Origin of the sequence: Tepidicella baoligensis, from assembly GCF_013432195.1 — a bacterium.
In the GTDB taxonomy this organism is placed as follows: Bacteria; Pseudomonadota; Gammaproteobacteria; order Burkholderiales; family Burkholderiaceae_C; genus Tepidicella; species Tepidicella baoligensis.
On sequence record NZ_JACCDB010000010.1, the window covers coordinates 99,366 to 110,918 of the forward strand.

Annotated in this window: 11 protein-coding genes; 2 read left to right on the forward strand and 9 right to left on the reverse strand. The window is 63.5% G+C overall.

Annotation, left to right across the window (positions count from 1 at the left end):
• The 9 genes from HZS63_RS10975 to HZS63_RS11020 form a co-directional block, all read right to left on the reverse strand.
• Complete coding sequence (locus HZS63_RS10975; RefSeq protein ID WP_180684074.1) at positions 1-1,455, reverse strand: complex I subunit 5 family protein; 1,455 nt, start codon at positions 1,453-1,455, stop codon at positions 1-3.
• The gene (locus tag HZS63_RS10980) at positions 1,452-1,889 is read right to left on the reverse strand and encodes an NADH-quinone oxidoreductase subunit K (protein WP_180684075.1); all 438 of its coding nucleotides are present in this window, start codon (positions 1,887-1,889) and stop codon (positions 1,452-1,454) included. The genes HZS63_RS10975 and HZS63_RS10980 overlap by 4 nt, the downstream gene beginning before the upstream one ends.
• Entirely contained in the window at positions 1,886-2,350 is a 465-nt protein-coding gene (locus tag HZS63_RS10985) for an MnhB domain-containing protein (RefSeq protein ID WP_180684076.1), read from the reverse strand. The genes HZS63_RS10980 and HZS63_RS10985 overlap by 4 nt, the downstream gene beginning before the upstream one ends.
• Entirely contained in the window at positions 2,347-4,662 is a 2,316-nt protein-coding gene (gene mbhE / locus HZS63_RS10990; RefSeq protein WP_180684077.1) for a hydrogen gas-evolving membrane-bound hydrogenase subunit E, read from the reverse strand. Before mbhE ends, HZS63_RS10985 begins: the two co-directional genes overlap by 4 nt.
• 53 nt (positions 4,663-4,715) lie before the next feature.
• Positions 4,716-6,104 (reverse strand): DNA recombination protein RmuC, encoded by a 1,389-nt coding sequence (locus HZS63_RS10995; protein ID WP_180684078.1) that lies wholly within the window; start codon positions 6,102-6,104, stop codon positions 4,716-4,718.
• 7 nt (positions 6,105-6,111) lie between these two features.
• Positions 6,112-7,119, reverse strand: coding sequence for a 2-hydroxyacid dehydrogenase (locus HZS63_RS11000; RefSeq protein WP_180684079.1), 1,008 nt, complete (start codon positions 7,117-7,119; stop codon positions 6,112-6,114).
• 22 nt (positions 7,120-7,141) lie between these two features.
• Positions 7,142-7,870: a nitroreductase gene (locus HZS63_RS11005; RefSeq protein ID WP_180684080.1), complete on the reverse strand. Its 729-nt coding sequence runs from the start codon at positions 7,868-7,870 to the stop codon at positions 7,142-7,144.
• A 176-nt stretch (positions 7,871-8,046) separates the two neighbouring features.
• Positions 8,047-8,496 carry an acyl-CoA thioesterase gene (locus HZS63_RS11015; RefSeq protein ID WP_180684081.1) on the reverse strand — a complete coding sequence of 150 codons (450 nt, stop codon included), beginning with the start codon at positions 8,494-8,496 and terminating at the stop codon, positions 8,047-8,049.
• A complete protein-coding gene (locus HZS63_RS11020; protein WP_180684082.1) occupies positions 8,493-9,464 on the reverse strand; it encodes an arginase family protein in 972 nt (323 codons plus the stop codon). Before HZS63_RS11020 ends, HZS63_RS11015 begins: the two co-directional genes overlap by 4 nt.
• 232 nt (positions 9,465-9,696) lie before the next feature.
• Between HZS63_RS11020 and HZS63_RS11025 the strand changes: the two genes are divergently transcribed.
• Complete coding sequence (locus tag HZS63_RS11025; RefSeq protein ID WP_180684083.1) at positions 9,697-10,236, forward strand: phasin family protein; 540 nt, start codon at positions 9,697-9,699, stop codon at positions 10,234-10,236.
• Positions 10,237-10,436: 200 nt separating this feature from the next.
• A complete protein-coding gene (locus tag HZS63_RS11030) occupies positions 10,437-11,489 on the forward strand; it encodes an extracellular solute-binding protein (RefSeq protein WP_180684084.1) in 1,053 nt (350 codons plus the stop codon).
• The last annotated feature ends 64 nt before the right edge of the window (positions 11,490-11,553 follow it).

The window sequence follows — 11,553 nt, forward strand, 5'->3', positions numbered from 1 at the left end:
TCAGCGACCTCCCAGCGTCTGGGCAGCGGCCTGGGCATACTCGACCAGGAACTGCGGATTGAAGGAAATGCTCAGCGTCACCGCGGCCAGCCCCAGCGTGGCGACCCAGGCTGGCCACAGGTTCGGGGTGCGAGGCAGGGTCCAGTGCTCGTCCGGGTGCGACTTCCAGAACGCCTCCATCCAGATTTTGACCATCGAATACAGCGTCAGCACACTGACGATGAGCGCGATCACCGTCCAGGCGATGCGGCCCTGGGCAATCGCCTCCTGCAAGACCAGCAGCTTGGACCAGAACCCCGACAACGGCGGAATACCCACCAGGGAGAGCGCCGGAATCAGGAACAGCACGCCCAGCAACGGCTTGACCTTGTAGAGTCCACCGATCTTGCGCAGATCGTAGTTGCCGGTGAGGCGCCAGATCATGGCGGCGATCAAAAACAGATTGGCCTTCACCACGATGTGGTGCAGGGTGTAGAACAGCGTGGCGGCGTTGCCGGCTTCGCTGGCCAGCGCCACGCCGAGCAGGATGTAGCCGATCTGGCTGACGATGTGGAAAGCCAGGATGCGGCGCATGTCCCAGTGATAGGCAGCACCCAGCACCCCGAACAGCATGGTGCCGGCGGCAATCCAGCCCAGGACCACGTAGACAAGATCGGGGGCTGGGGCAAAGATATCCCCCACCGAGCGCAGCACCGCATACACGCCGACTTTGGTGAGCAGACCGGCGAACAGCGCGAGCACCGGTGCCGGCAGGGTGTGGTAGGACGCCGGCAGCCAGGCAAACAGCGGAAACGCGCCCGCCTTCACCAGAAAGGCCAGCATCAGGCCCGACACCAGCAGCGTCACCACCCAGGGTGAAAGCTGGGGCGCTGCCTGAGCCAAGGCGGTGTAGTTCAGGTGACCCGTGGCACCGTAGATCATGCCCACGGCCACCAGCAACAACAGCGTGCCGAAGATGTTGAGCACGAAGTACTTGAAGGTGCCGTCGAGCTGGTCGATGCGGCCGCCGATGGCGAAAATCCCCACCGCGCAGATCAGCATCACCTCGAACCAGACGTAGAGGTTGAACAGGTCGGCCGTGGCAAACGAGCCCCCCACCCCGGCCAGCACGCCGAACATCAGCGGCAGGAGCAAGGGATGGCGTGGTTCGCAATCGGCATCGCTGGCCATGAACACGAGCGACGCCAGCCCCATGATGGCGGTGATGAGCACCATGGCCGCGCCGGTGCGGTCCACATGGAATTCAATGCCGAACGGAGCCCCCCAACCACCGAAAACAGCCTGTGCGGCCACGCCATGGTGAGCGGTATCGACCAGCGCCACGGCACAACCGAAGAACAGCAGCATGCCCACGTAGCTGAGCACGTTCTGCAGTCCAGGGCGTTTTTGTGCCAGTGTCGTGGCCACCACCGTAACCAGGGGCACCAGCACCGGGCTGACAGCCAGCACACTCATGGCGCCTCCTTGGGCTGGGCGGCAGGAGCGTCCGGCCAGGCCGGTTCGTGGGCGGCGCCGTTGTACGGCGGCTTGACGGGGTCGGTGGGATGCGGTTCAGCCATTCGAAGTTCGAGGGCATCGTCGGTGCCAGCGCTCTGGATCAGACGCAGCACCAAGGCCAGAGAGAAACAGACAAGTGCGAAGCCGATGACGATGGCGGTGAGCACCAACGCCTGCGGCAAGGGATTGGCGGCATCGCGCAGCACGGTTTCGCCGAGCGGGACCACCGCGGGCTCCATCACGTCGATGCGGCCGGAAACGAACAGAACCAGATTCACCGCGCTACCCAGAATGCCCAAGCCGAGTACGCAGCGAAACACGTCCTTGGACAGCGAGAGGTAGATGCCCGCAGAAACGGCCATCCAAATGGTCAATGCGATCAACCAGATCATGAGCGCCCCTCCTCCGTGGCATCGCCGCCATCATCGGCTTCGCCCAGTGCCAGCAGCGCCAGTGCATAACCGGCCAGCGCCCCCCAGACACAGAGGTACACACCGATATCGAACAACAACACGGTAGAGACGGCGAACTCGGTGAAGCCCAAGGGAATTTCGCCCCACCAGTGGGTCAGGAAGCTTTCCCCCGAGAAAAACGCGGGCATGCCGGACAAGGCACCGACACCCACCCCGATAGCGGCCAGACGCACCGGCGAGCCCGTGGGCAAACGGCGGGCGGCGGCGTCACTGCCTTTGGCAATGGCCCAGAGCACCGAGGCACTCACCGCCACCAGCCCACCGATGAAGCCTCCGCCCGGTTCGTTATGGCCGCGCAGCAACACCCAGAGCGAGGCGGCCAGAATCACCCAGTACAGAGGGCCGGACACCGATTCCAGAATCACGAGCCGTCTGTTCATGCATCACCTCTCTGATGGGTAGCGTCCAGTTTTTCGCGCCGCATATGCGCGCGCACCGCCTGCAGCAGAGGCAACGCGGCCAGGAAAGACAGCATGACCACGCTGATCTCGCCGAGCGTATCGAGCGCCCGGAAGTCCACGAGGATGACGTTGACCACGTTGCGGCCGTGCGCCTCGGGCACGCTTTTCTCGGCAAAGAACTGCGACAGCGCCGGATCGAAGGCCCCGCCCACGGCCACCAGCAGCCAGAGCGTGACCACCCCACCAAAGGCGATCGACACCGGCAGCGCCCAACGACTCGCGCTGGCATGTTCCAGCCCCTGCCCCATACCCCGTTGTTTGAGCTTGAGCAGCACCGAAGCCACCACGATCACGAACACGGACTCGACCACGAACTGGGTGAACGCCACGTCGGGCGCCCCCACGTACATGAAGAACACCGCGCTGCCAAAACCCACCAGTCCAGAAGCCAGCAACAGGACCAGGCGGTCGCGCTGGAATACCGCCAGCAAGCCGCCGGCAGCAATGATGGCGCAGGCTCCCACGAAGCCGGCCGTGGGAGTGACCCAGTCGGGCCAGACCCACTGGTTCCAGCCCACCAGCAGGATGCCACCCATCAGGGCCGAGATGAACGCCAGCAGCAACACACCGTAACCCGGCAGGCTGCCATGCTGCAGCGTGCGCGTACACATGGCAGACACCACAGGAATGCCTTTGATGAAACGGTCGTAGTTGGCCACCATGCCGATCTTGTCCAGCGGGCCGACGAGTCGATCGAACATCCGGTGCAACGGATCCCAATACCAGAAGATACCGGCTCCGATGACCAGGGTAGCGAGCAACGAAAGCAGCCCTGGGCCCAGCTCCAGCGCGAAGTGCACCGCCACCGCTTCGGCTCGGGGCGACATGGCCTGAGAGGCGACACCGACCAGCCAGTCGGCCATGAAGGGGAAAATACCCAACACGATGCCGATCGCGGCCAAAGCCAGCGGCGGCCCCACCAGGCACAGCCCGCCCTCGTGCGCCTCGGGCGTGTCGTTGTGACCTGGGTGACGCCAGAAAATCCGCACCGCGGCCACACCGGCCACGGCCACGGCCACGGCACCGAAAATGGTGTTGGCCACTTTCACGATCTCCATCACGTCACCCATGGCTTTGGCCTCGGTGATGGCGTCTTTGACGATATAGCCGAAAGACAGTGGAACGCCCGCCATCGACAAGCCCGCCAGCAGCGCAGCCGCCGCCGTGAAAGGCATGGCATGACGCAAGTTGCCCAGCCGATCGATGACACGGGTACCGGTGCCGTGGTCTACATTGCCCGCCACGAAGAAGAGCGGCGCTTTGTACAGCGCATGGGCCAGCAGCAATGCGCCCACGGCCACGGCGGCACCCTTGCCGTCCATGCCCACCAGCATCACCAGCGTGCCCAGGGTGGCCACGGTGGACCAGGCCAGAATCCGTTTGAGATCGCGTTCGCGCAAGGCCAGCAACATGGCCCAAGCAGCAGTGATGGAGCCAATGGTCTGCAACGTCCATTGCCACAGGGTCCAGTCGCCAAAGCCAGGGTCGAGCCGGGCCACCAGATAGACCCCCAGCTTCACCATGGTCGCCGAGTGCAGGTAGGCCGACACCGGGGTGGGCGCCGACATCGCGTTGGGCAGCCAGAAATGGAAAGGGAACTGCGCGCTCTTGGTGAAGGCACCCAGCAGGATCAGCACCAAGGCCGTTGTCAGCGCCGGAGTGCGCTCGGTCTGGGGCAGCGCGGCAATGATCTCCTGGATGGACAGCGTCCCCATCACCTGCCCCAGCAGGATGGCACCAGCCAGCAGTGCCAGACCCCCGGAGCCGGTGACGACCAAAGCCTGCTGAGCCGATTTGCGGCTGTTCGAGTCCTCGTGGTTGAAACCCACCAGCAGGAAAGAGACGAGGCTGGTCATCTCCCAGAACAGGAACAGCACGATGAGATTGTCTGCCGTGACACAGCCGATCATGGCAATCATGAACAGCGTCAGCAGGATGTAAAGCCGATTCTGCTGCGGGTGGCCCGCCAGGTAGCCCCCTGCATAAATGAACACGGCCGTACCCACGCCGGTGATCATGAGCAGCATGAGCAGCGACAGACCGTCGATATGGAAATTCAGATTGACGTCGATCGCCGGCACCCACGAGACGGAAATGTCGGCAGGCAGGTGCACGGTGGTGGCGGTCCAGAGAACGGCCAGCAACGCCATCAGCGGAATCAGCACGAAGGCTGCCCGGGCGCCGAGGCTCATCGCATCGGCCGGGTGGTCGTGTGGGGGATGTAGGGCCATGGGGTTGAGTGTAATTTTTTTTCTGTCGCGTTTTGCGGGGGCGCCCGCGCCAATCAGGCGTCTTCGTAGCGATCCAGCGCGGGCAGGATGGTTCCCGCCTGCTCGGCGGGCAGGGCTTCGACCTGTTTGAGCGCACGGCCCATGGCCCGGCTGCGCACCTCGGCGCTTTCCAGGCTGTTGAGCACGGTCTGCGTCTGGGTCTTGACCTTGGCGAGCACGTCACCGAACTTGCCAAACTCGGTCTTGACGGCACCCAGCACTTGCCACACCTCGCTGGAGCGCTTCTCCAGGGCCAGGGTGCGAAACCCCATTTGCAAGGCATTGAGCATGGCCAGCAAGGTGGTGGGGCCGGCCAGCGTGACGCGGTGCTCCCGCTGCAGGGACTCGACCAGCCCCGGGCGACGCAGGACTTCGGCATACAGCCCCTCGGAAGGCAGGAACAGCAGCGCGAAATCCGTGGTGTGCGGCGGCTCCAGGTATTTCTCGGCAATGGACTTGGCATCCATCCGCACCCGAGCCTCCAGGGCTTTGGCCGCCGCCTCGGCGGCCACCGGGTCGGCCTGACGCTGGGCCTCCAGAAGGCGCTCGTAATCCTCGTTGGGGAATTTCGCGTCGATCGGCAGCCACACGGGCGAGCCATCGTCGTTTTTGCCGGGCAGTCGAATGGCGAAGTCCACCACGTTGCGGCTGCCGGGCCGGGTGGCCACCTGGGTGGCGTACTGCTCGGGCGTGAACACCTGCTCCAGCAGCGCCGCCAACTGGGCTTCGCCGAACATGCCCCGGGTTTTCACATTGGTCAGCAGGTGTTTGAGGTCGCCCACGCCTGCAGCGAGGGTTTGCATCTCACCCAGACCCTTGTGCACCTGTTCCAGCCGTTGCGCCACGTGGGCAAAACTTTCGCTGAGACGGTTTTCGAGGGTTTTATGGAGCTTCTCGTCCACCGTGGCGCGCATCTCTTCGAGCTTGGCCGCGTTGCTCTGTTGGAGCTGTGCCAATTGAGATTCGAGGGTGGCGCGGACCTCGGCGAGTCGTCGCGCATTGGCTTCGCTCAACGCCTGAAGCTGCTGGGTCAGGGTATCGCCCAAGGAACCCCGCAACTGCACGAGTTGCTGGGCAAATGCATCGATCTGGGCATTCTGGGTGCGGAGGGCTTCTGCCCCTTGCTTGAGCAAGGCCTCCTGGAACGTGGACAGGGTTTGAGAGACCTCCTGCCGTTGTCCGCGTCCAGATTCGCTCAGCTCGCGGCGCAGCTCGCTTTCCAGCCGGTCGATGCGTTGCGCCAGGGCTTGCAAGAGATGCAGCATCTGCAGGCGTGCGGCCACCGCCTCGGGCGGCTCGGCCGGCACGGCACTCCGGGTTCTGGCCTGGTGCACCAGCCAGACGACGAGCAACAGTTGAACAATGGCCAGCAACACCAGCCACAGGTTGGGGAATTCGGTCATCCCCCGATTATGTGGCCGCTCGAGGGGCTCCCGCCTGGGGCTGCGGCGCGTTGACCGGGGTCAGGGCCTCGCCCCGGGTGAAGAAAGCGATCAGATTGTCGGCGGCCAGGTTGGCCATGGCCAGGCGCGTGGCCAGCGTGGCGCTGGCAATGTGGGGGGTGAGCACGACGTTGGGCACCGTGAGCAAATCCGGGTGCACCTTCGGCTCGCCTTCGAAAACATCTAGCCCGGCGGCGGCGATGCGACGGTCACGCAAAGCCTGCGCCAGCGCCGCATCATCGACGATGCCACCGCGCGCGATATTGACCAGCGTGGCCGTGGGCTTCATCATGGCCAGTTCGGCCGCCCCGATGGCGTGGTGGTTCTGTGGCGTGTAGGGCAGCACCAGCACCAGGTGGTCGGCCTGCCGCAGCAGTTCCTCCTTGCTGACGTAGGTGGCCCGGCATTCGGCTTCGGTGGTCGGGTCCAGACGGGAGCGGTTGTGGTAGATCACCCGCATGCGGAAACCGTGTGCGCCCCGGCGGGCGATGCCTTGCCCGATCCGCCCCATACCCAAAATGCCCAGCGTGCTGCCATGCACGTCCTGGCCCGCAAAGAGGTCGTAGGCCCAGCGATCCCATCGCCCGGCACGCAAGAAATGCTCGCTCTCGACCATGCGGCGGGCGGCGGCCAGCAACAGGGCAAAGCCGAAATCGGCGGTGGTTTCGGTGAGCACATCCGGGGTATTGGTGCCGACGACACCGGCTGCCGTCATGGCCGCCACGTCAAAATTGTTGAAGCCGACCGCCATGTTGGCGACGATGCGCAATTGGGGGCAGGCGCGAAGCAAGGTGGCATCGATGCGCTGGCTGCCGGTGGTGAGCACGCCGACCTTGCCCTGCAAACGCCGGATCAACTCATCGGGCGACCAATCCTCGTCGTGCCCGTTGTAACTGACCTCGAAGTGCTGGCGCAATCGCTCCAGCACCTCGGGGAAGATGGCTCGCGCCACCAGAATGGCGGGTCGCTGCTGCATGGACTCAGGCGGTTGCGAAGGCTCATTCGAGCCAGGTGGTGAAATCCGCCACGGGTACACGCGGCGTATGGAAAGTGTTGACCTTGTCGGCTGGATCGGCATACCCCAGCGACATGCCACACACCAGCATTTCATTGTCGCCCGCGCCGATGTGCGGCAGGATGATGTTAGCAAATCGGTTCCAGGCCGCCTGTGGACAGGTGTCCAGACCGCGGGCACGTGCTGCGACCATCAGGTTCTGCAAGAACATGCCGGTGTCCACCAGCGAGCCCCCGCCCATGATCTTGTCGATGGTCACCATGATGCCCACCGGCGCATCGAAGAACCGGAAATTGCGCTGGTGCTGGGCATGCATCTTGTCCTTGTCGCCCTTGCCGATGCCCAGCAGGGCATACAGACTCCAACCGTTCTCGCGTCGGCGGTCGATGTAGGGACTGACCCATTGCTTGGGGTAATAGTCGTAGGCCTCCTGGTATTCGTCCGCGAGGGCCGGGTTGTCGCGCAGGGCATCGTGTGCCGCACAGACCTTGCGGACCAGTTCATCGCGGCTGCGGCCCTGCAACACATACACCTTCCAGGGTTGTGTGTTGGTGCCCGACGGCGCCCGGCTGGCCACCTCCAACACATGCGTGATCAGCTCGCGTGGCACCGGGTTCGGCAGAAAGGCGCGCACCGACATGCGGCCGGTGATGGCGGCGTCCACGCTGGCAGGGTCCTGCACGGGGGGGCGTGCCACAGGGTTTTGAGTCATGGGAGTCTCCGGTTGCATGTGACGTTGACGTAAACGTCAATTATGGCGACGCCTGCGCCAGCCTGCTCAACACAGGCGCAGCAGCGCCTGGCGCAACGGCTGCGGCAACGGCACAGGGCGGCGCGTCTGCCGGTCCACATACACATGCACNTATGGCGACGCCTGCGCCAGCCTGCTCAACACAGGCGCAGCAGCGCCTGGCGCAACGGCTGCGGCAACGGCACAGGGCGGCGCGTCTGCCGGTCCACATACACATGCACGAAGTGGCCCGCAGCCGCGGTGAGCTCGCCATCGGCGCTGAACAACCCCACCTCGTAGCGCACGCTCGAGCGCCCCAAATGCCCGACCCTGAGGCCGGCGTGCACCGTCTGCGGAAACGCCAGTGACTCGAAGTAGTTGCATTGCGTCTCGATGACCAGACCGATGACCTCGCCCTGATGGATGTCCAGCACACCCTGTTCGATGAGGTAGCCGTTGACGGCGGTATCGAACCAGCTGTAATAGACCACATTATTGACATGGCCATAGATGTCGTTGTCCATCCACCGGGTGCCTATGGTCCGGAACACTGGGTAGGATGCACGTGGCTGAGGCTGAGGGCGGTGGGTGGGCGGCGGCGCGTTCATGGCAGGGCATTCTGCCACCGAGGCGTGCGTTCGCTGGCCTGCCAGCGCTGCCAATGCGACAGCGCCAGCCGCCAGGTGTTGAACTGCACCCTCAGCGTGGTTTCGATATCGCGCCCATATCCGCCCGCCATGGTCATGGCCAGCGGAATGCGGCGCGCCCAGGCCCACTCGAACACGCGCCGGTCACGTGCCTCCATGCCGTCATCCGTGAGCTTGAGACGCCCCAGTCGATCGCCCTCGTGCGGATCGGCACCGGCCAGATAAATGACGAGGTCCGGTTCGAACCGGCGTTCGAGCTCCCCCAACGCCCACTCCAGCGCCTCGATATAAGGTGCGTCGGTGCAGCCATCGGGGAGTTCCACGTCCAGATCGCTGGGCTCTTTGCGAAACGGGAAATTCTTTTCCCCGTGCAGCGACAGTGTGAACACGGAAGGGTCATCGCGGAAGATGCTGGCGGTCCCATTGCCCTGATGCACATCCAGGTCGATGACGGCCACCCGCAAGGGTTGCTGGCGTTGCGCCGCCCCTTGGCGCGCCCATTCAGCCTGCATGAGACGAGCCGCCACCGCAGCGTCGTTGAACACGCAGAATCCACCTCCCTTATGAGCATAGGCATGATGGGTGCCTCCGGCCAGATTCGCAGCGATGCCCTCCCCGGACAGCGCCGCCCGGCAGGCCTGCACCGTGGCTCCCACCGAACGACGCGCCCGCTCCGCCATGGCGGGGGTCCAGGGAAAACCGATCTCACGCTGCTCGGCGGGCGTGAGCGTGCCCTGCATCACCGCGTCGATGTAACGCGGGGTATGGACCAGCGCCAGCTCCCCATCACTCGCAGGCTGAGCCTGCTGCATCCGCACCAAGGGCAGCCCCCGCGTCAAACGATCCCGTAGGGCTGCGTACTTGCCCATGGGGAAACGGTGCCCTTGCGGCAGAGGCAACACAAAATGGTCGGCGTAGTAAGCAAACACCCGCGAATTGTGACTTCCCATCCAAGCCCCTGCGCCGTCCTCAGGCTCATGCCGTGCTGGAATCACAATACCCCGTTCAGGCTCATACCTCGTTGGACAAGACTGGGGGTTGCAAAACCGGGGAAAAACCCTATAATCTGAGCCATGTTGCAGCGCAGCAATTCATGCAAGTCCATGACTTGACCACCAAAATGCCGCTTCAACATCGGACCCTTACACCCTGGAGTTGAACATGCTGACTGCTGAACAAATGGTTGCCGCCCAGAAGGCCAACATCGAAACCCTTTTCGGTCTGACGCAAAAAGCCTTCGAGAGCGTCGAAAAACTGATGGACCTCAACTTGCAGGTCACGAAAGCAGCATTGAGCGAATCGGCCAACAACGCCCAGGCCATCCTCAGCGCCAAGGACGCCCAGGAACTCATCGCCCTGCAAGCCTCTCTCATGGAACCCTTGGCCGAGAAGGCAGCTGCTTACAGCCGTCAACTCTATGAAATCGCTTCCGGCGCACGGGACGAGTTTGCCAAGGTGGCCGAAGCTCAGGGCAACGAGGCCCAGGAAAAATTCATGACCGTGGTGGACAACATAGCCAAAAACGCCCCCGCTGGCACCGAACCCGCCGTGGCCATGATGAAAAGTGCCGTTACCGCTGCCACCAACGCCATGGAAACCGTCCAGAAGGCCGTCAAGCAGGCCACGGACGTTGCCGAATCGAACTTCCACGCCATGGCCAACCAGGTCACCCCAAGCAAAACCACCAACCGCAAGCGTTGAAATTGGCGGATTGACCCTCAAGTACCGGTTGTCTCCTCGGGTCTCTTCGAAATCGGATTCAGGGACCCTTCAAGGGCTTCGCAGTGCGAAGCCCTTTTTTTATGCTCGGCGTCCATCGATGCGTCAAATTTCGAATAGGAATCGTTTTCGTTTGTGTTAATATGGACTCCCGCTCTTCCTTATTCACCCGTGAACGCCATATGACTTTGCCCAACATCCTGAAACTGACCATCGGAACCCTTGCGTTGGCCGCTGTGACCGTGACCGCGTCGGCCCAGAACCAGGTGCTCAACCTCTATTCGGCCCGCCACTACCAGACCGACGAAGTGATGTACGACACCTTCACCCGCACGACCGGCATCCGGATCAACCGGGTCGATGCGGACGACGCGGGCATCGTGGCCCGTCTGCGGGCCGAAGGCGCTGCATCTCCCGCCGATGTGGTGCTGCTGGTCGATGCGGCCCGCTTGGCTGCTGCCGACAGCCAGGGACTGTTCCGTCCCATCCAGTCTGCCAAGCTGGACGCCGCCATCCCGGCCAACTTGCGCGCCGACCGCACCCCGGAAGGGGTGACCTGGACCGGCTTTTCGACCCGTGCCCGCGTGATCGTGTACGACCCGCTGCGCGTCAAAGCCGAAGATGTGCAAACCTATGAACAACTCGCCGACCCGAAACTCAAGGGATTGGTCTGCACCCGTTCCGGCTCGCATCCCTACAACCTGTCCCTGTTTGCCACCGTGGTGGAACGGCTGGGAGACGAACAGGGTCAAGCCTGGCTCCAAGGCATCGTGGACAACATGGCACGGGCGCCCAAGGGCGGCGATACCGACCAGATCCGCGCCGTGGCCTCCGGTGAATGCGGTGTGGCGCTGACGAACAGCTACTATGTGGCACGCCTCATCAAATCGAACCGTCCCGAAGACCGGGCCGTGATGGAAAAGGTTCGCGTCGTGTTTCCGAACCAGGCAACCACCGGAACGCACGTCAACATCGCCGGCGCCGCCGTGGCCCGTCATGCGAAAAACCTGGACGCCGCCGTGCAGTTCATGGAGTTTCTGGCCAGCCCATTCGCTCAGGACTATTTTGCCAACGGCAACAACGAGTTCCCCGCCGCCAAAGGCGTGAAGGTGGACAACCCGGCCCTGAAATCCATCGGGGGGGAAGATTTCAAGCAGGAAAACATCCCCCTGGGCGTAGTGGCCAAAAACCTCACCAAAATCCAGCAAATGCTGGACCGTGTCGGCTACAGGTGAACCACAGCCATTCGATGGCCGGGAACCCGCTGCACGCGGGTTCTTTTTTTGTGCGCCCAGCATG